The following is a 23,111-nucleotide window of genomic DNA, read 5'->3' as shown; positions in this document are numbered from 1 at the left end:
TGGGCGCCTATGCTCGGCCTCGTGGAAAACCACTCCTTGCCTCGCACAGCTGCCTTCTTTGACCTGGACAAGACGGTCATTGCGAAGTCGAGCACACTCACCTTCAGCAAGTCGTTCTACCAAGGCGGGCTGATCAACCGCAGGGCGGTTCTGCGAACCGCATATGCACAGTTCGTCTTCCTCGCCGGCGGAGCCGACCACGACCAGATGGAGCGGATGCGCGAGTATCTGTCGGCACTGTGCCGAGGGTGGAACGTGCAGCAGGTCAAGGAAATCGTCGCCGAGACGCTGCACGACCTGATCGACCCGATCATCTACGACGAGGCCGCTTCCCTCATCGAGGAGCACCACACCGCGGGCCGGGACGTCGTCATCGTCTCGACGTCGGGCGCCGAGGTCGTCGAACCGATCGGCGAACTGCTCGGCGCGGACCGGGTGGTGGCGACCCGGATGGTCGTCGGTGACGACGGCTGCTTCACCGGTGAGGTGGAGTACTACGCCTACGGCCCCACCAAGGCGGCCGCGATCAAGGAACTCGCGGAGTCCGAGGGATACGACCTCGACCGCTGCCACGCCTACAGCGACTCCGCGACCGATGTCCCCATGCTCGAATCCGTGGGCCATCCGCACGCGGTCAACCCCGACCGGGCCCTTCGACGCGAGGCTCTCGCGCGTGGGTGGCCGATTCTCGACTTCCACCGCCCGGTCCGGCTCAAGGAGCGGCGCCAGAAGCCCTCCCGGCCCGCGCTCGTCGCGGCGGCCGCCGTGGGCGCCGCCGCGGCTACAGCGGGGCTCGTGTGGTTCGTGAGCCATCGCCGGACCACACGCGCCCGATTCACCCTTGTTTGAACCTAAAAGTAAAGAAGTAGCGCCAGCACTTCCGCTTGTCCCAGTACAGGAGTACAAAGGAGTCAACGGCCCGCGAGACCAAGGACATCCGAGAGGATTACCTTTAAACGCAACCAGGCCCCACGGACCGATGCATGAACACCGAGCACCCACGCGACGTCGACCCGTCGATTACGGGCCAGCCGCACCAGGTGACGGGCAAAGTTCCCGACCTGATGGGCAACCTTCGAGGACGCTTGGTAACACGGTGAACATGCCAGCGGCGGTACGAGAAGTTTCGTACCGCCGCATCCCTGTGCGGGGCCCTCGGCCCTCCGCGTGAGGCCGGTCTACGCGGCGCCGCGCTGCATCGCCTCGCAGACCGCCGTCGACTCCCTGGCCCCCAGTTCGACCGCACGCCCGCAGTGGGCGATCCAGGCCGCCATCCCCTCCGGCGTCCCCGACGCGTATCCCTCGAGCGCCCCCACGTAGGCCGCACGCCCCTGTTCGGCGTGCCCCGCCTCCGCCGGGCAGACGGACTTCGGGTCGAGGCCGCTGCCCACCAGGACGATGCGCTCGGCCGCCCGCGCGACCAGCCCGTTGTGCGAGCCGAAGGGCCGCAGACTGAGCAGTTCGCCGTGCACCACGGCCGCCGTCACGAGGGCAGGCGCGGAGCCGCCCGCGATGATCAGCTGCGAAAGCCCCTCCAGGCGGCCCGCCACCTCGTCGGAGTCCGGCACGGCCAGCTCGACCAGCGGCTCGTCGACCGGCTCGCCCGCCAGGCGCGGCCGGCCCGCGGCCTCGTCGTTCTCGGCGGCGGCCACCAGATGGAGGCGCGCGAGGACCCGGACCGGCGACTGCCGCCAGATGGACAGGAGTTGACCGGATTCCGCGGTCAGCCGCAGGGCCGCGCCGATCGTGCGGGCCTCGCCGTCGCCGCCGAAGTCGCTGCGGCGGCGTACCTCTTCGAGTGCCCAGTCGGCACCGGAGAGCGCCGCCGAGCCGCGTGCGCCGCGCAGCGCCGCCTCGGAGGTGATCTCGTTGCTGCGGCGCCGCATGATCCGGTGCCCGTAGACCCGGTCCACGGCCTTGCGCACGGAGTCCACGGAGTCGGCCACGCCGGGCAGTGCGCCCAGGGCCGCGAGCGGATCGGCTGTCGTACTCATGAGTACGACCCTACGCACCCCGGGAGCCCGCCCCACGAAGGAGTGGTGTTCTTCACGCCGCATCGATACTGCAGGTGATCGTCCGGCTACCCTTGGTGAACATGAAGATCGCTTTCGTAGGGAAGGGCGGCAGCGGCAAGACCACGTTGTCCTCGCTCTTCATCCGACACCTCGCCGCCACCGGAGCACCGGTCCTCGCGGTGGACGCCGACATCAACCAGCACCTGGGCCCCGCGCTCGGCCTCGACGAGGCGGACGCCGCCGCCCTGCCCGCCATGGGCGCGCGCCTCCCCCTGATCAAGGACTACCTGCGGGGCTCCAATCCGCGGATCGCCTCCGCCGACACGATGATCAAGACGACACCGCCCGGCGAGGGCTCGCGGATCCTGCGGGTGCGTGAGGACAACCCCGTGTACGACGCGTGTGCGCGGCCGGTGGAACTCGACGACGCAGCCGTGCGTTTGATGGTCACAGGGCCGTTCACCGAAGCCGACCTCGGTGTCGCCTGCTACCACTCCAAGACGGGCGCGGTGGAGCTGCTCCTGAACCACCTGGTCGACGGGCGCGACGAGTACGCGGTCGTCGACATGACGGCGGGTTCGGACTCCTTCGCGTCCGGCATGTTCACCCGCTTCGACATGACGTTCCTGGTGGCCGAGCCGACACGGAAGGGGGTCTCCGTCTATCGCCAGTACAAGGAATACGCACGGGACTTCGGCGTCGACCTCAAGGTCGTCGGCAACAAGGTGCAGGGCCAGGACGACATCGACTTCCTGCGCGAGCAGGTCGGCGACGACCTCCTGGTGACGGTCGGGCACTCGGACTGGGTGCGCGCCATGGAGAAGGGCCACCCGCCCCGGTTCGAGTTCCTCGAGGACGACAACCGCCGTTCCCTGCAAACACTTCAGAGCGCCGTCGACACCTCGTACGACCGCAGGGACTGGGACCGCTACACCCGTCAGATGGTCCACTTCCACCTGAAGAACGCGCAGAGCTGGGGCAACGAACGGACGGGTGCCGACCTGGCTGCCCAGGTCGACCCCGACTTCGTACTGCGTGAGCGGACCGTCGCCACGGCCTGAACGATGCCGAGGGCGCTGCGGCGAAGGGCTACGGCTTGGCTGCCGGAGCGCCCGGTACGCCCTTCGGGGCCGGTGCGGGCCTGGCGGAGAGGAAGGACTTCCAGCCCTCCTTCGGAGCCTTGCCGACCGGGAGCTTGGTGAGGCGCTGCACGGTCTGCGGGTCCTGGGCGTCAAGCCAGTCGGCGAGTTGGCGGAAGGAGACACAGCGCACCTCGCGCTTGGTGCAGACCGACTCGATCGTCTCCTCGATGGCGCGCATGTACGTGCCGCCGTTCCAGGACTCGAAGTGGTTGCCGATGATCAGCGGGGCGCGGTTGCCCTTGTAGGCGCGGTCGAAGCCCTGGAGCAGACCGTCACGCATCTGGTCACCCCAGTACTCGTGCTTGCTGGGGTCGCCCTGTGACGTCGTGCCCGACTGGTTCACCATGAAGTTGTAGTCCATGGTCAGCGTCTCGAACTTGCGGCCGGGGACGGGGACCAGTTGCATCGACAGGTCCCAGAGGCCTTCCTTCTTCTTGGGCCAGACCTGGTTGTTGACTCCGCTGGTGTCGTAGCGGAAGCCCAGGTCGCGGGCGGCCCGCATGAAGTTCTTCTGGCCTTCGAGGCAGGGCGTGCGGGCGCCGATGAGTTCCTTGTCGTAGTCGAAGGGCAGCGGCGGCGCCTTCTTCATGCCCGTGTTCGTCTTCCAGGCCTTCACGAACGACTTGGCCTGCTTGATCTCGCTCTTCCAGTCGGCGACCGACCACTCGCCCACGCCGCGCCCCGCGCCGCAGAAGTGGCCGTTGAAGTGGGTGCCGACTTCATTGCCTTCCAGCCAGGCGCCGCGGAGCTGCTCCACGGTGTCCTTGATTCCCTTGCGGTCGTTGAAGCCGATGTCCGAGCTGCCGGACATGTGCCCCGGCGGGTCGTAGAGCTTCCGCTTCGCCTCGGGGAGCATGTACACGCCGCTGAGGAAGTACGTCATCGTGGCGTCGTTCCGCTTGGCCACCTTGCGGAAGTGCGAGAAGAGCTTCTGGCTGTCCTCGCCGGCCCCGTCCCAGGAGAAGACCACGAACTGGGGCGGCTTCTGGCCGGGTCTCAGCCGGGCGGGCTCCGGCAGGTGCGGCTGACGGCCGGTGAAGGCGGTGGAGCCGTCGCCGATCATGCGGACCGCGCTCTTGGGTGCCGGGGCGGGAGATGCCTTCTTGGCGCCCGGGGCGCCTGTCTTGGCGCCGGTGTCACCGCCGGAACAACCGGCCAGTACCGCGACGCATGCCACGAGGGCGGTGGTGCCCGCGGCGATCCGCTGGGTCCTCTGGGTGGCGGCCATCTTCCGCCCACCTTCTTCCTTCAAGTCGGCTTCGAATGGGGCACGGCTGCAGGGGACTGCAGGGAGCCCACGGGGGCACGTCAGGGGTCACCACCGGAACGCGGTTAGTCCGCAATTGCCCGGGAATGAACCACAGCGCCGCCAACGTCGCACGGGGGCGTGAGCCACGTGGTACGACAAGCCGACAAAATGCTTTATTCACCCTTCAGAGTGATCGACTGCCCCATTTGCCCTGCTTGTCTATCCATAGCCTTTACTCTCCATTACGATTCGTTTACCGAGAGTTGAGAAATCCCGCCGCTGCGACGCCGTGACCCACGGCCGCGACCCCGCCCACCGGAGACCCTCCGGAAGGCCCCCTGTTCCGCGACCGCGCTGCCCCGGAGGAGACGGGAAACCATGTCTGCCTGCGTCCCCACCCATGCCACCGACTCGGCCCACGCCTCACGCGACCACGAGCCCCACGCGCCGCCGCCCGGCAAGTTCCGCAGAGTCCGTAAGTTCCGCATCGCCGGCGCCGACGTCTCCGCGTCGATCGCCGTCTTCTTGATCGCCCTTCCGCTGTCCCTCGGCATCGCGCTCGCCACCGGCGCGCCGCTTCAGGCGGGCCTCGTCGCCGCCGCGGTCGGCGGCCTGGTCGCCGGATGGGTCGGTGGGGCGCCGCTGCAGGTCAGCGGACCCGCCGCAGGGCTCACGGTCGTCACCGCCGACCTCATCCACCAGTACGGCTGGCGGACCACCTGCGCCATCACCGTTCTCGCCGGGCTCTGCCAACTCGCCCTCGGTTGCCTGCACGTGGCCCGCACGGCGCTCGCCGTCAGCCCGGCCGTCGTGCACGGCATGCTCGCCGGCATCGGTGTCACCATCGCCGTCGCCCAGCTGCACATCGTGCTCGGCGGCACCCCGCAGAGCTCCGTGCTCGACAACCTCCGTGGGCTGCCCGCCCAGTTGGCCGACGTACATCCGGCCGCGCTGTCGATCAGTCTGCTGACCCTGGCGTTGCTGCTCCTCTGGCCGCGCATCCCCGGGCGTACGGGCAAGGCCCTGCGTGTCGTACCGGCTCCCCTGGTGTCCGTCGCCGTCGCAACGGCCGTCGCCGTGGTCGCCGGACTGAACGTGGCCAAGGTCGAACTGCCGTCGTGGCGCAGTCACGCGCTGGTCGGTCTGCCGGAGGGCCCCGCCCTCGGGCTCGTGGCCGCCGTCCTCACGGTGACGCTGGTCTGCAGCGTGCAATCACTGCTCGGGGCCGTCGCCGTGGACAAGCTGGTCTCCGCGCGGCGCGACCCGCGCGCCGGCGGCGTCCGCTCCGACCTCGACCGCGAACTGCTCGGCCAGGGCGCCGCCAACGCCGTCTCCGGAGCACTCGGCGGATTGCCCGTCGCCGGGGTCGCGGTGCGCAGCGTGGCCAATGTGCGCGCGGGCGCCGTCAGCCGGAACTCCACGATGCTGCACGGCGTTTGGGTAGTAGTGGCCGCCCTGCTCCTGGTGCCCCTCCTGGAGCTGATCCCGCTTGCCGCGCTCGCCGCCCTGGTGATGGCGGTCGGCATCCAGATGGTGAGCCTGAACCACATCCGCACCATCACCCGCCACCGCGAGATCCTCGTGTACACGACCACGACGCTCGGCGTGGTCTTCCTCGGGGTGCTCGAAGGCGTGGCCATCGGCGTCGCCGTCGCCGTGGCCGTCGCGCTGCACCGCCTCGCCCGCACCCGGATCACGCACACCGAGGTGGACGGCGTCCATCACGTGCGCGTGCGAGGGCAGTTGACCTTCCTGGCCGTGCCGCGCCTCAGCCGGGCGCTGCATCTCGTGCCGCACGGCGCTTCGGCCGTCATCGAGCTGGACGGATCGTTCATGGACCACGCGGCGTACGAAGCCCTTCAGTGCTGGCAGGACGCGCACACCGCGCAGGGCGGCGCCGTCGAGGTGACCGGGCGTGCCGGCACGCGGATCGCCGAGCCCGCCAGTTCGTCGCACTCCTGCTGCCGGCCCTGGACGGCGTGGCGCAATCACCACTGCGACCGCCCCCAGGAGGCGCCGCAGGGCGAGACAGGGCCCAGCGGCTATCAACTGGCGAGCGGAATCAGCGCGTTCCAGCGGAACACCGCGCCGCACGTGCGGGGGGAGCTCGCCCGGCTCGCCCGCGAGGGGCAACAGCCCTCGCAGCTCTTCTTGACCTGCGCCGACTCACGGCTCGTGACCTCGATGATCACGTCGAGCGGCCCCGGCGACCTCTTCGTCGTCCGCAACGTCGGCAATCTGGTGCCGCTGCCGGGCGCCGAGGGCGGCGACGACTCGGTGGCCGCGGCGATCGAGTACGCGGTGGACGTGCTGAAGGTGCGGTCCATCACGGTGTGCGGGCACTCCGGATGCGGGGCGATGCAGGCGCTGCTCAGCACTCCGGCCGGGGGCGCCCAGACACCCCTGAAGCGGTGGCTGCGGCACGGGATGCCGAGCCTGGAGCGCATGGCGGCCCACGAACAGGAGGGCTGGGCGCGGCTCGCCGGGCGGGCGCCCGCCGACGCGGTGGAACAGCTCTGCCTGACCAATGTGGTCCAGCAGTTGGCGCATCTGCGTGGCCACGAGTCCGTGGCGCGGCGCCTGGCCGAGGGCTCCCTCGAACTGCATGGCATGTACTTCCATGTCGGCGAGGCGCAGGCCTATCTGCTGACCGACAGCCCCGACGACGTATTCGACCAGGTGACGCCGTCGCCGCACCAGGGAGAACCCCGCGAGGAGCCGCCGAGCCGAGTAAAGGTCTAAACCAATTTTCGGCAAGCTCTTGTCACCAGGGGTTCGGGTCTGATGAGCTGTGGCTTTGGACACAACGGACACCCTGGGAATGGGAGATGTCGTGAGCAACGAAAGCCTGGCCAACCTTCTTAAAGAAGAGCGAAGGTTCGCGCCGCCGGCCGACCTGGCGGCCAACGCCAACGTCACCGCGGAGGCGTACGAACAGGCCAAGGCTGACCGGCTCGGCTTCTGGGCCGAGCAGGCCCGCCGGCTGACCTGGGCCACCGAACCGACCGAGACGCTCGACTGGACGAACCCGCCGTTCGCGAAGTGGTTCGCCGACGGCAAGCTGAACGTCGCGTACAACTGCGTCGACCGTCACGTCGAGGCGGGCAACGGCGACCGTGTGGCGATCCACTTCGAGGGTGAGCCCGGCGACAGCCGGGCCATCACCTACGCCGAGCTCAAGGACGAGGTCAGCCGGGCAGCCAACGCGCTGACCGAGCTGGGCGTGCGGCAGGGCGACCGCGTCGCCGTCTACCTGCCGATGATCCCCGAGGCCGTCGTCTCGATGCTGGCCTGTGCCCGCATCGGTGCCGCGCACTCCGTGGTCTTCGGCGGGTTCTCCGCCGACGCCATCGCCAAGCGCGTGGCGGACGCCGACGCCAAGGTGATCATCACCTCCGACGGCGGCTACCGCAGGGGCAAGCCCGCCGCCCTGAAGCCCGCCGTCGACGACGCCGTGGCGCGCGAGGACAGCTCCGTCGAGCATGTCCTGGTCGTGCGCCGCACCGGCCAGGACGTGGCGTGGACCGAGGGCCGCGACGTGTGGTGGCACGAGCTGACCGAGCGCCAGTCGGCCGAGCACACCCCCGAGGCCTTCGACGCCGAGAACCCGCTGTTCATCCTCTACACCTCGGGTACGACGGGTAAGCCCAAGGGCATCCTGCACACGTCGGGCGGCTATCTCACGCAGGCCGCGTACACCCACCACGCGGTCTTCGACCTCAAGCCGGAGAGCGACGTCTACTGGTGCACCGCCGACATCGGCTGGGTCACCGGGCACTCGTACATCACCTACGGCCCGCTGGCCAACGGCGCGACGCAGGTCATGTACGAGGGCACCCCCGACACCCCGCACCAGGGGCGCTTCTGGGAGATCGTCCAGAAGTACGGCGTCACGATCCTCTACACGGCGCCGACGGCCATTCGTACGTTCATGAAGTGGGGCGACGACATCCCCGCGAAGTTCGACCTGTCCAGCCTGCGGGTCCTCGGCTCAGTCGGTGAGCCGATCAACCCCGAGGCCTGGATGTGGTACCGCAAGAACATCGGCGCCGACACATGCCCGATCGTGGACACCTGGTGGCAGACCGAGACCGGCGCGATGATGATCTCGCCGCTGCCGGGCGTCACCGAGACCAAGCCGGGCAGCGCCCAGCGCGCCCTGCCCGGGATCGCGGCGACCGTCGTCGACGACGAGGCGCGCGAGGTGCCGGACGGCGGGGGCGGCTACCTCGTCCTGACCGAGCCGTGGCCCTCCATGCTGCGCACCATCTGGGGCGACGACCAGCGCTTCATCGACACCTACTGGTCGCGCTTCGAGGGCAAGTACTTCGCCGGTGACGGCGCCAAGAAGGACGACGACGGCGACATCTGGCTCCTGGGCCGGGTGGACGACGTGATGCTCGTGTCCGGGCACAACATCTCCACCACCGAGGTCGAATCCGCCCTCGTCTCGCACCCCTCGGTCGCCGAAGCGGCCGTCGTGGGCGCCGCCGACGAGACCACCGGGCAGGCCATCGTCGCCTTCGTCATCCTGCGCGGCACGGCCGACGCCGACGACGAGGGCCTCGTCGCGGACCTGCGCAACCACGTGGGCACGACGCTCGGGCCGATCGCCAAGCCCAAGCGCATCCTCCCGGTGGCCGAGCTGCCCAAGACCCGCTCCGGCAAGATCATGCGCCGCCTGCTCCGCGACGTCGCCGAGAACCGCGAGCTGGGCGACGTCACCACCCTCACGGACTCCTCCGTGATGGACCTGATCCAGACCAAGCTGCCGGCCGCGCCGAGCGAGGACTGATCCGCGGGGGCGCCTCGTGCCCCTCGCACCAAAGGGCCACCCGGCACCGCGCCGGGTGGCCCTTTTGCGCCTAAGGTGAAGATCACCGGATAGGTCTCGCGCACCCCCGGTACACGTTAGGTACGCTAAGGACCGCGTCAACAACGCGACAAGAAGACGACTCGACAAGAAGACACGAAGTATCTGGGTGCGCCGGGAAGTCTGGTCGGCAAGTGTTTTGTCCTGCCTACCGACCGGAGGTCGACCCCCGTGGCCGCGCCCGCACCCAGCAACGCACCCCGCAACAACCGCAAGGTTCTCGGCCGGCTCTCGCTGCCCGAGCGGAACTTCGTCGCGGACGCGCTTCGTGCCGAGACCGTCGGTGGCGTCCTCCTCCTCGTGGCCGCCGTCTCCGCGCTGATCTGGGCGAACACCGCCGGCGGATCGTACGAGTCCGTGAGTGGCTTCCACATCGGGCCCTCCGCCCTCGGCCTCGACCTCTCCATCGCGCACTGGGCCGCCGACGGACTGCTCGCCGTCTTCTTCTTCGTCGCCGGCATCGAACTCAAGCGTGAACTCGTCGCGGGCGACCTGCGCGACCCGAAGGCCGCCGCGCTGCCCGTCATCGCCGCGCTCTGCGGCATGGCCGCACCCGCTCTCGTGTACGTCCTGGTCAACACGGCCGGCGGCGGTTCGCTCGACGGCTGGGCGGTGCCGACCGCCACCGACATCGCGTTCGCGCTCGCCGTCCTCGCGGTCATCGGCACCTCCCTGCCGTCCGCGCTGCGCGCCTTCCTGCTCACGCTCGCCGTGGTCGACGACCTCTTCGCGATCCTGATCATCGCGGTGTTCTTCACCAGCGACCTCAACTTCGCGGCGCTCGGCGGCGCGGTCATCGGCCTCGCGGTCTTCTGGCTGCTGCTCCGCAAGGACGTACGCGGCTGGTACGTCTACGTTCCGCTGGCCCTGGTCATCTGGGGCCTGATGTACAACAGCGGCATCCACGCCACGATCGCCGGTGTCGCGATGGGCCTGATGCTGCGCTGCACCCGCCGCGAGGGCGAGAAGCACTCACCGGGCGAGCACATCGAGCACCTGGTGCGTCCCCTCTCGGCGGGACTCGCCGTACCGCTGTTCGCGCTGTTCAGCGCAGGTGTGGCGGTGTCGGGAGGCGCGCTCGGGGACGTGTTCAGCCAGCCCGAGACGCTCGGTGTGGTGCTCGGTCTCGTGGTCGGCAAGGCGGTCGGCATCTTCGGCGGCACCTGGCTCGCGGCCCGCTTCACCAAGGCCGAACTCAACGAGGATCTCGCCTGGCCGGACGTGTTCGCCGTCGCCTCGCTGGCCGGCATCGGCTTCACCGTCTCACTCCTGATCGGCGAACTCGCCTTCACCGAGGACCCGCTGCTCACCGACGAGATCAAGGCAGCCGTCCTGATGGGCTCTCTCATCGCGGCCGTGCTCTCGGGGATCCTGCTCAAGGTGCGCAACGCCCGCTACCGCGCGCTGTACGAGCACGAGGAGCGCGACGACGACCTCGACGGCATCCCGGACGTGTACGAACAGGACAAGCCGGAGTACCACCTGCGGATGGCCGCGATCTATGAGAAGAAGGCGGCCGAGCACCGCAGGCTTGCCGAAGTGTCGGCCGGGGCACGCGCCGAAGACGACGGTCCGGCATGATCTGAGCAGACTTGACTGCGCAGACTGAGCTGAGCGGTCGTACCGGAACAGACGTATGTGAGCAGGCTTACGCAGGCTTACGGAGAAGGGGAGAAGCGATGAGCGCACCCGACGGGCCCGTCGGCACCGAACGCAGCCTCGGCCAGCTGGTCTCCACGGCGACCAGCGAGATGTCGGCGCTGGTGCACGACGAGATCGCGCTGGCCAAGGCCCAGCTGCGGCAGGACGTCAAGCGGGGTGCGGTCGGCGGTGGCGCGTTCGCCGCCGCGGGGGCGGTGCTGCTCTTCTCGCTGCCGATGCTGAGCTTCGCCCTGGCGTACGGCATCCGTACCTGGAGCGGCTGGAACATGGCCATCTGCTTCGTGCTCTCCTTCGCGGCGAACGTGCTGGTCGCGGGCGTGCTCGCGCTGATCGGCGTCGTCTTCGCCAAGAAGGCCAAGAAGGGCAAGGGGCCGCAGAAGGCCGCCGCTTCGGCCAAGCAGACGGCTGCCGTACTGCAGAACGTGAAGCCGCACCCGCGTTCGGTGGGTCCCGCGCCCGCCGTGGGCGCCACCCTCGACCGTGGCACTGAGAAGCCTGCGGTTGTGGCACGCTCGTCTTCATGACGGACCCCGGCACGCCCGCCCCCCATCCGGCCCAACCGGCGTCACTCGTACGCATCGAAGGACCGTGGACCCATCGGGACGTCGCCGCCAACGGCGCCCGCTTCCACATCGCCGAGATGGGTGACGGGCCGCTCGTGCTGCTGCTGCACGGCTTCCCGCAGTTCTGGTGGACCTGGCGGCACCAGATGGTGGCGCTCGCCGACGCGGGTTTCCGGGCGGTCGCGATGGACCTGCGGGGTGTGGGCGGCAGCGACCGTACGCCGCGGGGTTACGACCCGGCGAACCTCGCGCTCGACATTACGGGTGTCGTGCGGTCGCTCGGCGAGCCCGATGCCGCGCTCGTCGGACACGACCTGGGCGGCTACCTCGCGTGGACGGCGGCCGTGATGCGGCCCAAGCTGGTGCGCCGCCTCGCCGTCTCCTCGATGCCGCACCCGCGGCGCTGGCGTTCGGCGATGCTCTCGGACCGCAAGCAGACCGCCGCTGCCTCGTACGTGTGGGGCTTCCAGCGGCCGTGGGTGCCTGAGCGTCAACTCGTCGCCGACGACGCCGCTCTGGTGGGGCGTCTGGTGCGGGACTGGTCGGGGCCGCGGCTGCCGGACGACGAGTCGGTGGAGACGTACCGCCGCGCCATGACGATCCCGTCGACGGCGCACTGCTCGGTCGAGCCGTACCGCTGGATGGTGCGGTCGATGGCCCGTCCCGACGGCATCCAGTTCAACCGGCGCATGAAGCGCCCCGTGCGCGTTCCCACGCTGCATCTGCACGGCTCGCTGGACCCCGTGATGCGCACGCGCAGCGCCGCCGGCTCCGGCGAGTACGTCGAAGCGCCTTACCGGTGGCGGCTGTTCGACGGTCTGGGGCACTTCCCGCAGGAGGAGGACCCCGTGGCCTTCTCCACCGAACTGGTCAACTGGCTGAAGGATCCCGAGCCGGACCGGTAGGCCGTACGACGCCCTGAATCAGGGTCGGGGAAGGGCCCGGAGGAAGGCCGTGGGAACACCTGTTCTTCGAACGGCCAATTGCCTCCCGCATAGGCCAATTGGGGCCCGTGAGCGCGATTACCGACCTTGGGGCACGGGCACACGTCGGGGTATGGGCTGGACGCACGACTACAGTGACGCAGCACGCAACCGCCGCTCAGCCATCGCGCTGAACAGCCGTGAGAGGGGCGGTCCCCATGATCCGGGCCATGAAGGCCCCGCTCAAGGCATCGGCATCCCCCGCATCCTGCGCCGCAGGGCCCGCTGGGTCACGGCGCGGCTGAGGCATACGCGCGACTGAACGCGGCCTGGCGAGGCGTACGGGTCCGGGCCAGGCGTACGTGGCTGGACCATACGTACGCGGCTGGACCAGAGGTACGCACGACTGATCCGGACCGATCCGGCTGCTCCCCCGACTGCGCGCCCGCCTAGAGCGCGCAGCCCTCGCTGTCGACCTCTTGGTTGGCGGTGCGGCCTGCCTTGATGTCCTCGCGGACCTCGTCGGCGGTGAGGGCGTAACCGGTGTCCGGGTCGTCGAGCGACTTCGCGAACACCACGCCGTAGACCTTGCCTTCGGGCGTGAGCAGCGGGCCGCCCGAGTTGCCCTGGCGGACGGTCGCGTAGAGCGAGTACACGTCGCGGCGCACGGTGCCCCGGTGGTAGATGTCCGGGCCGTTGGCCGTGATGCGACCGCGCACGCGCGCGGGGCGGACGTCGTACGGGCCGTTCTCCGGGAAGCCCGCGACGATCGCGTTGTCACCGCTGGCCGCGTCCTTCGACGTGAACTGCAGCGCGGGCGCATCGAGCGTCGGCACGTCCAGTACGGCGATGTCGCGCTCCCAGTCGTAGAGCACGACCTTCGCGTCGTACGTCCTGCCGTCTCCGCCTATCTGCACCGTCGGCTCGTCCACGCCGCCGACCACGTGCGCGTTGGTCATCACGCGGCGCTCGGAGAAGACGAAGCCGGTGCCTTCGAGGACCTTGCCGCAGCCGCGCGCCTCGCCCTGAACCTTCACGATGGAGCGCCGGGCCTTCGTGGCGACCTCGCTCTTGGCGAGCTTGGGATCGGGGGCCTGGACCTCGGTGATGGGCTCGTTCGAGAACGGGCTGAAGACCTGCGGAAAGCCGTTGCGCGCGAGGACCGACGAGAAGTCCGCGAACCAGGTGTCCGCCTGGTCGGGCAGCGTGCGTGAAACGCCGAGCAGGATCTTGGAGTTGCGTACTTCCTTGCCGACCGTCGGCAGTGTCGTGCCCGCGAGGGCGGAGCCGATCAGCCAGGCGACCAGGAGCATCGCCAGTACGTTGACCAGCGCGCCGCCCGTGGCGTCCAGGGCACGGGCCGGCTGCCAAGTGATGTACCGGCGGAGCTTGTTGCCCAGGTGTGTGGTGAAGGCCTGGCCGATGGAGGCACAGACGATCACGATGACCACGGCCACGACGGCGGCCGTCGTGCTCACCGCTCCCTCGTCGTCCGTGAGGGCGCCCCAGATGACGGGCAGCAGGTACACCGCGACGAGTCCGCCGCCCAGAAACCCGATCACCGACAGGATGCCGACGACGAATCCCTGGCGGTAACCGACGACCGCGAACCATACGGCGGCGACCACCAAAAGGATGTCCAGCACGTTCACCGATTCAATCCTCGCCTCGCATCGCGGTCGCCACGTCCCCGCAACCTTGTCATGCGCGCCAGTCGAGCGGCACCTGCTTGGTGCGGTCCCAGGGGCGCTCCCAGCCTGCGAAGTGCAGGATTCTGTCGATCACTCCAGCCGTAAAACCCCAGACCAGAGCGGATTCGACGAGGAAGGCCGGGCCTTGGTGGCCGCTCGGATGAACCGTCGTCGCGCGGTTGTCGGGATCCGTGAGATCGGACACGGGGACCGTGAAGACGCGGGCCGTCTCGGCCGGGTCGACGACGCCCACGGGGGTGGGTGTGCGCCACCAGCCGAGCACCGGGGTCACCACGAAGTCGCTCACCGGGATGAAGAGTTTGGGCAGCACGCCGAAGAGCTGGACGCCCCGGGGGTCGAGTCCCGTCTCCTCCTCGGCCTCGCGCAGGGCGGCGCGCAGGGGGCCGTCGTCGAGCGGATCGCCGTCCTCGGGGTCGAGGGCGCCGCCGGGGAAGGCGGGCTGCCCCGCGTGCGAGCGCAGGCTCCCCGAACGCTCCATCAGGAGCAGCTCGGGGCCGCGTGTGCCCTCTCCGAAGAGGATCAGTACGGCGGACTGGCGTCCGGCGCCGCTCTCCGGGGGCAGGAAACGGCTGAGTTGGGTCGGTCGGACCGTCTCGGCCGCTTGTGCGACCGGATCCAGCCAGGCGGGGAGGCCTTCGGTACTGAGGCGCACGTGTCCGATGGGGCTGCCTGTGGGGCTGGGTCCGTGGCCGCGCTCCTGGCCGAGTTCTCGCCCGAGTCCTTGCCCCAGTTCTTGCCCGAGGTCTTGTCCCAGTTCTTGTCCGAGTCCCTGGCCGGGCCTGCGGAAGCCGTTCCCGTCGCTCATGTGCGTATCGCTCGTGTCGGTTGTCTCACTCGTGTCGCTCGCGTGCGTCATCGGCACCCCCGTCCAACTGTGGACAACGCCTGTGGACCCTCGGTTGGTTCCTCGCTCATGCGGCGCCCAGCGGGGGTGCGGCCTTCCCCGGGTAGTCCGGCGGGGGCTTGAGGCGCTGGCCCGGCAGACCGCCCATCTCGTACTTCAGGAGCTTCTTCGCCTTCTCCGGGTCGGTCTCGCCCTCCCCGTACGCCGGGCAGAGATCGGCGATCGGGCAGGCGCCGCAGGCCGGCTTGCGGGAGTGACAGATCCGGCGGCCGTGGAAGATCACGCGGTGCGAGAGCATCGTCCACTCGCTCTTCGGGAAGAGGTCGGCGACGGCGGCCTCGACCTTCACCGGGTCGGTCTCCTCGGTCCACTTCCACCGTCGGACGAGCCGCCCGAAGTGGGTGTCCACGGTGATGCCGGGGACTCCGAAGGCGTTCCCGAGCACGACGAACGCGGTCTTGCGTCCTACGCCGGGCAGCTTGACCAGGTCCTCTATGCGGCCGGGAACCTCGCCGCCGTGGTTGTCCCTGAGGGCCGTGGCGAGCCCCATGATCGACTTCGTCTTCGCCCGGAAGAACCCGGTCGGCCGGATCAACTCCTCGACCTCTTCGGGGCTCGCGGCCGCGAGGTCCTCCGGGGTCGGGTACGCGGCGAAGAGGCGCGGGGTCGTCTGATTCACCCGCAGGTCGGTCGTCTGCGCGGAGAGGACCGTGGCGACGAGCAGCTCGAAGGCGTTCTCGAAGTCCAACTCGGGGTGGGCGTAGGAGTACACCTCGGCCAGCTCACGGTTGATGCGGCGGGCCCGGCGGACGAGGGCTGCGTGGGACTCGGGTTTGGCCTTGGGCTTCGCCGGAGCAGCCTTCTTGGCCGGAGCAGCCTTCTTGGCGGGGACGGCCTTCTTGGCGGCGGGCGCCTTCTTGGCCGCGAGTGCCTTCTTGGCTGCGGGCGTCTTCTTGGCCGGGGTGGATTTCGCCGCGGCGACGGTGGCTTGATTCTGCTCCGAAGGCTTGCTCACCGGTGGCACCCTTGTCCCTTTTGTCGCATTCTCTGGCTCAGTGGATGTATGTTCGCCCACAGCGGAATTCGGTTGGGCTGTAGCCTTCCCGGTACTCCTGGCCTGTGCTCTCACCGGCTTTTTGGACACCCGGCCAGCCTAGAGCCCGACACTGACATCCGCCCTGGACCCCATGGATCGGCCCCCAATTGGCCCCCTCCCGCACAGCATGCGACGCCAGTGCGGCAGACTTGTGACTGATCACACTGTTTGGACGGTCCGGCAAAATGGGGACCGCGGTCCCCTGATGCAGGTCGACAAGGAGAGAACTCGTGGACGACGTTCTGCGGCGCGCCCCGCTCTTCGCGGCGCTCGATGACGAACAGGACGCGGAGCTCCGCGCCTCCATGAGTGAGGTGACGCTCGCGCGCGGGGATGCGCTTTTCCATGAAGGTGACCCCGGAGACCGCCTTTATGTGGTCACCGAGGGCAAGGTGAAGCTTCACCGCACCTCACCCGACGGGCGCGAGAACATGCTCGCGGTGCTCGGCCCCGGCGAGCTCATCGGTGAGCTCTCGCTGTTCGACCCGGGTCCGCGTACGGCCACCGCCTCCGCGCTCACCGAGGTCAAGCTGCTCGGCCTGGGCCACGGTGACCTTCAGCCGTGGCTGAACGCACGGCCCGAGGTGGCCGCGGCGCTGCTGCGTGCCGTCGCGCGGCGCCTGCGCAAGACGAACGACCAGATGTCCGATCTGGTCTTCTCCGACGTGCCCGGGCGTGTGGCCCGCGCCCTTCTCGACCTGTCGCGCCGCTTCGGCGTGCAGTCCGAAGAGGGCATCCACGTCGTGCACGACCTCACGCAGGAGGAGCTGGCCCAGCTGGTCGGCGCGTCCCGCGAGACGGTCAACAAGGCTCTGGCGGACTTCGCCGGGCGCGGCTGGCTCCGGCTTGAGGCGCGCGCGGTGATTTTGCTGGACGTGGAGCGGCTGGCCAAGCGGTCTCGCTGACGCGGTTGCGCTGACGCTGCTTCGCTGACGCTGTTTCGTACGCGGATGGGGTCCCGCCTCTTTGAGGCTGGGCCCCATCCGTGCTTCCGCACAAGCTTTTCCCGCCCACCCACCCGATTGCCCCGCGGTGTGGGATGGCCCCTGTGGGCTGGGCCGGTTGCGGCTAGATCAAGCCGTGTTCCTGCAAGTAGTCCAGTTGCGCTCTTACCGACAGTTCCGCTGCCGGCCACAAGGAGCGGTCCACGTCCGCGTAGACGTGGGCGACCACGTCCGACGGGGCCGCGTGGCCGTTCTCCACAGCCGTCTCGACCTGGGCCAGGCGGTTCGCGCGGTGGGCCAGGTAGAACTCGACGGCGCCCTGGGCGTCTTCCAGGACCGGACCGTGGCCCGGCAGGACCGTGTGCACGCCGTCGTCGACCGTCAGGGACCGCAGGCGCCGCAGGGAGTCCAGATAGTCCCCCAGGCGGCCGTCAGGGTGCGCCACGACCGTCGTACCGCGCCCCAGGACCGTATCCCCCGTCAGGACCGCCTGATCGGCCGGGAGATGGAAGCAGAGGGAATCAGCGGTGTGGCCCGGCGTCGGGACCACCCGGAGTTCGAGGCCGCCCGTCGTGATCACGTCACCCGCGCCGAGCCCCTCGTCGCCAAGACGCAGCGCGGGGTCGAGGGCCCGGACCTTGGTGCCGGTCAGCTCGGCGAAGCGCGCGGCCCCCTCCGCGTGGTCCGGGTGGCCGTGCGTGAGGAGAGTGAGCGCGACCCGCTGCCCGGCCTTCTCGGCCGTGGCGATGACGTGCCGGAGGTGCCCGTCGTCCAGGGGCCCCGGGTCGACGACGACCGCGAGCCCGGAGTCCGGCTCGGACACGATCCAGGTGTTGGTCCCGTCCAGCGTCATCGCGGACGCGTTGGGGGCAAGGACGTTGACCGCGCGGGCGGTGGCGGGACCGCTGAGGACTCCGCCCCGGGGCTGCCCGGGAAGGGCGGCGGCTTCGGTCATGCGGGGGTGACTCCCGTCCGGTTCGTGGCAGGCCGATCAGGCGTGGCAGTGGTCACGAGGGGTCGTCCCTCGTCGATGGTCGCGAGGGGTCCCTCGTCGATGGTCGTGCGGGGTCCCTCGTCGGTGGTCACGCGGAACCCCTCGTGGGGATGTGCTTGGTGAACTCTTCGTGGCCCGGCCAGCTCAGCACCAACTCGCCGTCCTCGAAACGCGCTTGCGCGAGGACCGGGGTGAGGTCGCGCTCCGGAGCCGCGGCCAGGGCCTCCGCGGCGGACCCGTGGGGGCTCAGTTGGCGCAGGGTCGCGATGGTGGGCGGCATCATCAGGAGGTCGCCCTTGTCGTAGCCCGCCGTGGCCTCCCCCGGAGCGATCCACACGGTCCGGTCGGCCTCCGTGGAGGCGTTGCGCGTGCGCTGCCCCTCCGGGAGGGCCGCCACGAAGAAGAACGTGTCGTAGCGCTTCGGCTCGAACTCCGGAGTGATCCACCGCGCCCAGGCGGCAAGCAGGTCGCTACGGAGGACCAGGTCCCTGCGGTCGAGGAACTCCGCGAAGGAGAGCGCGCGGGCCACCAGCGCCTCGCGGTCGGCCTCCCAGTCGTCGCCCGTGGTGTCGCCGACGACGCTCGACGGGGTCGGCCCGGCGAGCAGTACGCCCGCCTCCTCGAACGTCTCGCGCACGGCGGCGCACACGATCGCCTGGGCGCCCGGCTCGTCCACACCGAGGCGCGCCGCCCACGTCGCGAGGGACGGTCCCGCCCAGCGCACGAGGCGGTCGTCGTCGCGCGGGTCCACGCCCCCGCCCGGATACGCGTACGCGCCTCCGGCGAAGGCCATGGAGGCGCGTCTGCGCAGCATGTGCACGGCGGGGCCCGCCACGGAGTCCCGCAGGAGCATGACCGTGGCCGCCCGGCGCGGAGTGGCGGGCGTCAGTTCGCCGCTGCTCAGCGCACGGATGCGGTCGGGCCACTCCGGGGGGTACCACTGCCCATTAGCCATGGGCGGAGGCTATCCCCTGGTGGGCGGATGTTCGAGAGGCAACTATCGGGTGCCAGAAGGCAGCGATCAGGCAGCGAGCCGAAGAGATCAGCCTCCGTAGAGGCCGGACTGCTACGCCTCGGTCAGCTCCACCTGGATCTCGACCTCGACCGGCGCGTCCAGCGGCAGGACCGCCACACCCACGGCGCTGCGGGCGTGCACGCCCTTGTCGCCGAGCACCTCGCCGAGCAGCTCGCTCGTGCCGTTGAGCACCGCGGGCTGGCCCGTGAAGTCCGGGGCCGAGGCCACGAAGCCGACGACCTTCACGACGCGGGCGATCCGGTCGAGGTCACCGGCGACGGACTTCACCGCGGCGAGCGCGTTCAGCGCACACGTGCGGGCCAGTTCCTTGGCCTCCTCGGGGGTCACCTCTCCGCCGACCTTGCCGGTCATCGGAAGCTTGCCCTCCACCATCGGGAGCTGGCCCGCGGTGTAGACGTACACACCCGACTGGACAGCCGGCTGGTAGGCGGCGAGCGGCGGCACGACCTCGGGCAGCGTCAGGCCGAGCTCGGCCAGCTTCGCCTCGACGTTGCCGCTCATGCCTGCTTCTCCCGCTTCAGGTAGGCCACGAGCTGCTCAGGGTTGTTCGGCCCGGGCACGACCTGGACGAGCTCCCAGCCGTCCTCGCCCCAGGTGTCCAGAATCTGCTTCGTGGCATGGACGAGCAGCGGCACGGTTGCGTATTCCCACTTGGTCATATGGCCGACTGTAGCCGTTGTGAGGCACTGCTCACGGTGGCCTCCTGCTTAGCCCGGACGGCGACTGGTTAGGCTCGGAAGTGTGAGCAGGCTCCAGGTCGTCAGCGGCAAGGGCGGTACCGGCAAGACCACGGTGGCCGCCGCACTCGCGCTCGCCCTCGCGACGGAGGGCAAGCGCACCCTCCTCGTGGAGGTGGAGGGCAGACAAGGCATCGCGCAGCTCTTCGAGACCGAAGCGCTGCCGTATGAGGAGCGGAAGATCGCCGTCGCTCCCGGGGGCGGGGAGGTGTATGCCCTTGCCATCGATCCTGAACTGGCGTTGCTCGACTACCTCCAGATGTTCTACAAGCTGGGGGGCGCGGGACGCGCGCTCAAGAAACTCGGCGCGATCGACTTCGCCACCACCGTCGCGCCCGGTCTGCGGGACGTCCTGCTGACCGGCAAGGCCTGCGAGGCCGTACGCCGCAAAGACAAGAGCGGGCGTTACGCGTACGACTGCGTGGTGATGGACGCGCCGCCCACGGGCCGCATCACGCGCTTCCTGAACGTGAACGACGAAGTCGCGGGCCTGGCCAAGATCGGCCCCATACACAATCAGGCGCAGGCCGTGATGCGCGTCCTGAAGTCTCCGGAGACGGCGGTCCACCTGGTGACGCTCCTGGAGGAGATGCCCGTCCAGGAGACCGCCGACGGGATCGCGGAGCTGCGCGCGGCCAAGCTCCCCGTGGGGCGCGTCATCGTGAACATGGTGCGGCCCGCGCTCCTCGACGAGGCGTCCCTGGAACTCGGGCTCGACCGGGCTCCGCGTACCGCCATCGCCAAGACCCTGTCCGCCGCCGGGCTCGGCGGGGCCCGCCGCGGCGGCGTCGCCGAACGCCTCGTGGACCCGCTCCTGGAGCAGGCCGCCGAGTACGCCGAGCGGCACGCCCTGGAGGGCTCCCAGCGGGCCGTTCTGGGCGATCTCGGCCTCCCCCTGCACGAACTCCCCCTGCTGGCCGGGGGAATGGACCTGGCGGGGCTCTACGAACTCGCCGCGGAACTGCGGAAGCAAGGGATCGCATGACCTCGGACCCGGCACGACACCCGGACACGACACGCCCCCTGGACCCGGCCCGCACGCTCGACGTGGACGCCCTGCTCGACGACCCGAAGACCCGCATCGTGGTGTGCTGCGGCTCCGGAGGCGTCGGCAAGACGACCACGGCCGCCGCGCTCGGCCTGCGTGCCGCCGAGCGGGGCCGCAAGGTCGTCGTCCTGACCATCGACCCGGCGCGCCGGCTCGCGCAGTCCATGGGGATCGACTCGCTCGACAACGTCCCGCGCCAGGTCAAGGCCATCGAGGGCGCCTCCGGTGACGGCGAGCTGCACGCCATGATGCTCGACATGAAGCGCACCTTCGACGAGATCGTCGAGGCGCACGCGGACAAGGAGCGCGCGGCCGCGATCCTCGGCAACCCCTTCTACCAGTCGCTTTCGGCGGGCTTCGCGGGCACGCAGGAGTACATGGCGATGGAGAAGCTGGGGCAGCTGCGCTCCCGTGACGAGTGGGACCTGATCGTCGTCGACACGCCGCCGTCGCGTTCCGCCCTGGACTTCCTCGACGCGCCGAAGCGCCTCGGCTCCTTCCTGGACGGGAAGCTGATCCGGGTGCTCATGGCCCCCGCGAAGGTGGGCGGCCGGGCCGGGATGAAGTTCCTGAACGTCGGGATGTCGATGATGACGGGGGCCCTGGGCAAGCTGCTCGGCGGTCAACTGCTGCGGGACGTCCAGACGTTCGTAGCCGCGATGGACACCATGTTCGGCGGCTTTCGCACCCGCGCGGACGCCACGTACCGGCTGCTCCAGGCGCCGGGTACGGCGTTCCTCGTGGTGGCGTCGCCGGAGCGCGACGCGCTGAGGGAAGCGGCGTACTTCGTGGAGCGCCTGGCGGCCGACGACATGCCGCTCGCCGGTCTCGTGCTGAACAGGGTGCACAGCAGTGGCGCCGCTCAGCTCTCGGCCGAGCGGGCGCTTGCCGCCGCGGAAAATCTTGAAGAGAGCCGCATTGTGGATCAGGAGGACGGGAAGGAAGGTGTTCGTAGCTCCCGCGAGGCTTCCCACGAGGCTCCCGGCAACTCCCACGAGGCCCCCGGCAGTTCCGAGACCCCCGCACCTTCTGACACACCTTCCGAAAAGACCCCTGACGCCGAAGACGCCTCGGCAGCCGAAGAGGCCTCTGACGCCTCCGCCGAAGCCTCCGTCGAACCTCATGACGCTCAGCAGCCCGTGGCACAGCTGACCGCCGGTCTGCTGCGACTGCACGCGGAACGCATGCAGCTGCTCGCACGCGAACAGCGCACGCGCGATCGCTTCACCGCGCTTCACCCCGAGGTGGCAGTGGCCGAAGTGACGGCGCTGCCGGGCGACGTACACGACCTGGCAGGCCTTCGGGCCATCGGGGAACGGCTCGCGGCCGGTGTTGATGGTGATTCGGCCGGAGCTGCCTGAGCAGCAGATTTCACCCACTGCCACGCAGGCGGTGGGGGCGCTCCCCCACCGCCACGCGGCTGACGGGCGCTAACCCACTGCCGCGTAGCTCTCGTACGTCTCGTCGTCCTCCAAGTCCACGGGCAGCAGGCCCGCGCCACGCTCGTACTCGGAGCGCGCCGTCTCCAGCAGACGGCGCCACGAGGTGACCGTGGGACGCCTGCGCAGCAGTGCGCGGCGCTCCCGCTCAGTCATGCCACCCCACACGCCGAATTCGACGCGGTTGTCCAGCGCGTCGGCCAGGCACTCCGTGCGCACCGGGCATCCGGTGCACACCGCCTTGGCCCTGTTCTGCGCTGCTCCTTGAACGAACAGTTCATCTGGATCGGTAGTGCGGCAGGCCGCCTGCGCACTCCAGTCGGTTACCCAGCCCATACCGGCGCCGTCCTCTCCCGAATCGAGGCTCCCCCACGGCGGCAGCGGCATATTCACCGCCGCCAGTTGAGGACGTTACGGAAGGTGGGCACAGCGCAACACCCCCTTCGGGCCCAATCTTGAATGGCCCGAACGGACTATGCGTAAGCGGCAGATCACCCGACGGAGTGAGCTGGCGACATGCGTGATTAACCCGGCAAATGCGGGCACTTCAGCTGAGTCACAACGGGCATCGAATGCCGCATGAGGCGAATTCGGGCGCTTCCCCGGGCCATCCGGATGAGCGGAGGGGGGACCCCGTTCGGGATTCGGGACCGAGGGAGGGGTTGTTGCCGAACCGCACTGCTGTGACAGTTGAGAGCAGCTTAGGCCAAGGCATTGAGGCGTGTCCGGCGAATCAGAACGTAGACACCTCAGCGCCCTAACTCGTCAAGCGGTGGCGGAGATTGGGGTGGGGTATGCGGTCTGTTCGTCGAACAGCTCGCCTGCCTGGAGGCA

21 protein-coding genes are annotated in these 23,111 nt (G+C 69.6%); 11 read left to right on the top strand and 10 right to left on the bottom strand.

Features of this window, described 5'->3' with window-relative positions:
* The first annotated feature begins 9 nt into the window (after window positions 1–9).
* Entirely contained in the window at window positions 10–849 is an 840-nt protein-coding gene (locus tag ACWGIH_RS21895; protein WP_453444565.1) for an HAD family hydrolase, read from the top strand.
* A 329-nt stretch (window positions 850–1,178) separates the two neighbouring features.
* Here the strand turns inward: ACWGIH_RS21895 and ACWGIH_RS21890 are convergent, their stop codons facing one another.
* A complete protein-coding gene (locus tag ACWGIH_RS21890) occupies window positions 1,179–1,994 on the bottom strand; it encodes an oxidoreductase (protein WP_453444563.1) in 816 nt (271 codons plus the stop codon).
* Window positions 1,995–2,095: 101 nt separating this feature from the next.
* On the opposite strand from ACWGIH_RS21890, the gene ACWGIH_RS21885 reads away from it, so the two are divergent.
* Window positions 2,096–3,076: an ATP-binding protein gene (locus ACWGIH_RS21885; protein ID WP_453444561.1), complete on the top strand. Its 981-nt coding sequence runs from the start codon at window positions 2,096–2,098 to the stop codon at window positions 3,074–3,076.
* A 28-nt stretch (window positions 3,077–3,104) separates the two neighbouring features.
* Here ACWGIH_RS21885 and ACWGIH_RS21880 read toward each other — a convergent pair whose 3' ends face one another.
* Entirely contained in the window at window positions 3,105–4,385 is a 1,281-nt protein-coding gene (locus ACWGIH_RS21880) for a hypothetical protein (RefSeq protein WP_453444559.1), read from the bottom strand.
* Window positions 4,386–4,784: 399 nt separating this feature from the next.
* On the opposite strand from ACWGIH_RS21880, the gene ACWGIH_RS21875 reads away from it, so the two are divergent.
* From ACWGIH_RS21875 to ACWGIH_RS21850, 6 genes are all read left to right on the top strand, one after another.
* Complete coding sequence (locus tag ACWGIH_RS21875; protein WP_453444557.1) at window positions 4,785–7,148, top strand: bifunctional SulP family inorganic anion transporter/carbonic anhydrase; 2,364 nt, start codon at window positions 4,785–4,787, stop codon at window positions 7,146–7,148.
* 79 nt (window positions 7,149–7,227) lie between these two features.
* Window positions 7,228–9,201, top strand: a complete 1,974-nt coding sequence (gene acs / locus ACWGIH_RS21870) for an acetate--CoA ligase (RefSeq protein ID WP_453444556.1) — start codon at window positions 7,228–7,230, stop codon at window positions 9,199–9,201.
* Between the two features lie 249 nt (window positions 9,202–9,450).
* Entirely contained in the window at window positions 9,451–10,860 is a 1,410-nt protein-coding gene (nhaA, locus tag ACWGIH_RS21865; RefSeq protein WP_453444555.1) for a Na+/H+ antiporter NhaA, read from the top strand.
* Between the two features lie 98 nt (window positions 10,861–10,958).
* A complete protein-coding gene (locus ACWGIH_RS21860; protein WP_453444553.1) occupies window positions 10,959–11,465 on the top strand; it encodes a phage holin family protein in 507 nt (168 codons plus the stop codon).
* The gene (locus ACWGIH_RS21855) at window positions 11,462–12,409 is read left to right on the top strand and encodes an alpha/beta fold hydrolase (RefSeq protein ID WP_453444551.1); all 948 of its coding nucleotides are present in this window, start codon (window positions 11,462–11,464) and stop codon (window positions 12,407–12,409) included. The genes ACWGIH_RS21860 and ACWGIH_RS21855 overlap by 4 nt, the downstream gene beginning before the upstream one ends.
* A 151-nt stretch (window positions 12,410–12,560) precedes the next feature.
* Entirely contained in the window at window positions 12,561–12,749 is a 189-nt protein-coding gene (locus tag ACWGIH_RS21850; RefSeq protein ID WP_453444549.1) for a hypothetical protein, read from the top strand.
* 127 nt (window positions 12,750–12,876) lie between these two features.
* Here ACWGIH_RS21850 and ACWGIH_RS21845 read toward each other — a convergent pair whose 3' ends face one another.
* From ACWGIH_RS21845 to nth, 3 genes are all read right to left on the bottom strand, one after another.
* Window positions 12,877–14,079: a MarP family serine protease gene (locus ACWGIH_RS21845; protein ID WP_453444548.1), complete on the bottom strand. Its 1,203-nt coding sequence runs from the start codon at window positions 14,077–14,079 to the stop codon at window positions 12,877–12,879.
* A 49-nt stretch (window positions 14,080–14,128) separates the two neighbouring features.
* On the bottom strand, window positions 14,129–14,791 hold the full coding sequence (locus ACWGIH_RS21840; RefSeq protein WP_453444750.1) for an NUDIX hydrolase: 663 nt from the start codon (window positions 14,789–14,791) through the stop codon (window positions 14,129–14,131).
* Between the two features lie 259 nt (window positions 14,792–15,050).
* Window positions 15,051–15,998: an endonuclease III gene (gene nth, locus ACWGIH_RS21835; protein ID WP_453444546.1), complete on the bottom strand. Its 948-nt coding sequence runs from the start codon at window positions 15,996–15,998 to the stop codon at window positions 15,051–15,053.
* 311 nt (window positions 15,999–16,309) lie between these two features.
* Between nth and ACWGIH_RS21830 the strand changes: the two genes are divergently transcribed.
* A complete protein-coding gene (locus ACWGIH_RS21830; protein WP_453444545.1) occupies window positions 16,310–16,984 on the top strand; it encodes a Crp/Fnr family transcriptional regulator in 675 nt (224 codons plus the stop codon).
* A gap of 163 nt (window positions 16,985–17,147) precedes the next feature.
* On the opposite strand, the gene ACWGIH_RS21825 is transcribed toward ACWGIH_RS21830, so the two are convergent.
* From ACWGIH_RS21825 to ACWGIH_RS21810, 4 genes are all read right to left on the bottom strand, one after another.
* Entirely contained in the window at window positions 17,148–17,978 is an 831-nt protein-coding gene (locus ACWGIH_RS21825) for an MBL fold metallo-hydrolase (protein ID WP_453444543.1), read from the bottom strand.
* A gap of 127 nt (window positions 17,979–18,105) precedes the next feature.
* On the bottom strand, window positions 18,106–18,972 hold the full coding sequence (locus ACWGIH_RS21820; RefSeq protein ID WP_453444541.1) for an NUDIX hydrolase: 867 nt from the start codon (window positions 18,970–18,972) through the stop codon (window positions 18,106–18,108).
* Window positions 18,973–19,083: 111 nt separating this feature from the next.
* Window positions 19,084–19,554, bottom strand: a complete 471-nt coding sequence (locus tag ACWGIH_RS21815) for a RidA family protein (RefSeq protein WP_363210529.1) — start codon at window positions 19,552–19,554, stop codon at window positions 19,084–19,086.
* On the bottom strand, window positions 19,551–19,712 hold the full coding sequence (locus ACWGIH_RS21810; protein ID WP_003975360.1) for a DUF4177 domain-containing protein: 162 nt from the start codon (window positions 19,710–19,712) through the stop codon (window positions 19,551–19,553). Before ACWGIH_RS21810 ends, ACWGIH_RS21815 begins: the two co-directional genes overlap by 4 nt.
* A gap of 82 nt (window positions 19,713–19,794) precedes the next feature.
* Between ACWGIH_RS21810 and ACWGIH_RS21805 the strand changes: the two genes are divergently transcribed.
* Complete coding sequence (locus ACWGIH_RS21805) at window positions 19,795–20,775, top strand: ArsA-related P-loop ATPase (RefSeq protein ID WP_453444539.1); 981 nt, start codon at window positions 19,795–19,797, stop codon at window positions 20,773–20,775.
* Window positions 20,772–22,199, top strand: coding sequence for an ArsA family ATPase (locus ACWGIH_RS21800; protein WP_453444537.1), 1,428 nt, complete (start codon window positions 20,772–20,774; stop codon window positions 22,197–22,199). Before ACWGIH_RS21805 ends, ACWGIH_RS21800 begins: the two co-directional genes overlap by 4 nt.
* Before the next feature lie 69 nt (window positions 22,200–22,268).
* On the opposite strand, the gene ACWGIH_RS21795 is transcribed toward ACWGIH_RS21800, so the two are convergent.
* Window positions 22,269–22,613 carry a WhiB family transcriptional regulator gene (locus ACWGIH_RS21795; protein WP_167828965.1) on the bottom strand — a complete coding sequence of 115 codons (345 nt, stop codon included), beginning with the start codon at window positions 22,611–22,613 and terminating at the stop codon, window positions 22,269–22,271.
* Window positions 22,614–23,111 lie beyond the last annotated feature (498 nt).

The organism is Streptomyces sp. NPDC054872, assembly GCF_053610705.1.
Note: the sequence above shows the minus strand (reverse complement) of the source record. Positions and strands in the feature narration are given on the sequence as shown.

Coding starts and splice junctions, on each gene's coding strand:
- ACWGIH_RS21810 (WP_003975360.1), bottom strand. CDS start 19,712: ATGACCAAGTGGGAATACGCAACCGTGCCGCTGCTCGTCCATGCCACG.
- ACWGIH_RS21815 (WP_363210529.1), bottom strand. CDS start 19,554: ATGAGCGGCAACGTCGAGGCGAAGCTGGCCGAGCTCGGCCTGACGCTG.
- ACWGIH_RS21880 (WP_453444559.1), bottom strand. CDS start 4,385: ATGGCCGCCACCCAGAGGACCCAGCGGATCGCCGCGGGCACCACCGCC.
- ACWGIH_RS21875 (WP_453444557.1), top strand. CDS start 4,785: ATGTCTGCCTGCGTCCCCACCCATGCCACCGACTCGGCCCACGCCTCA.
- ACWGIH_RS21850 (WP_453444549.1), top strand. CDS start 12,561: ATGGGCTGGACGCACGACTACAGTGACGCAGCACGCAACCGCCGCTCA.
- ACWGIH_RS21860 (WP_453444553.1), top strand. CDS start 10,959: ATGAGCGCACCCGACGGGCCCGTCGGCACCGAACGCAGCCTCGGCCAG.
- ACWGIH_RS21800 (WP_453444537.1), top strand. CDS start 20,772: ATGACCTCGGACCCGGCACGACACCCGGACACGACACGCCCCCTGGAC.
- ACWGIH_RS21855 (WP_453444551.1), top strand. CDS start 11,462: ATGACGGACCCCGGCACGCCCGCCCCCCATCCGGCCCAACCGGCGTCA.
- ACWGIH_RS21890 (WP_453444563.1), bottom strand. CDS start 1,994: ATGAGTACGACAGCCGATCCGCTCGCGGCCCTGGGCGCACTGCCCGGC.
- ACWGIH_RS21895 (WP_453444565.1), top strand. CDS start 10: ATGCTCGGCCTCGTGGAAAACCACTCCTTGCCTCGCACAGCTGCCTTC.
- ACWGIH_RS21795 (WP_167828965.1), bottom strand. CDS start 22,613: ATGGGCTGGGTAACCGACTGGAGTGCGCAGGCGGCCTGCCGCACTACC.
- ACWGIH_RS21885 (WP_453444561.1), top strand. CDS start 2,096: ATGAAGATCGCTTTCGTAGGGAAGGGCGGCAGCGGCAAGACCACGTTG.
- ACWGIH_RS21825 (WP_453444543.1), bottom strand. CDS start 17,978: ATGACCGAAGCCGCCGCCCTTCCCGGGCAGCCCCGGGGCGGAGTCCTC.
- ACWGIH_RS21820 (WP_453444541.1), bottom strand. CDS start 18,972: ATGGCTAATGGGCAGTGGTACCCCCCGGAGTGGCCCGACCGCATCCGT.
- acs (WP_453444556.1), top strand. CDS start 7,228: ATGGGAGATGTCGTGAGCAACGAAAGCCTGGCCAACCTTCTTAAAGAA.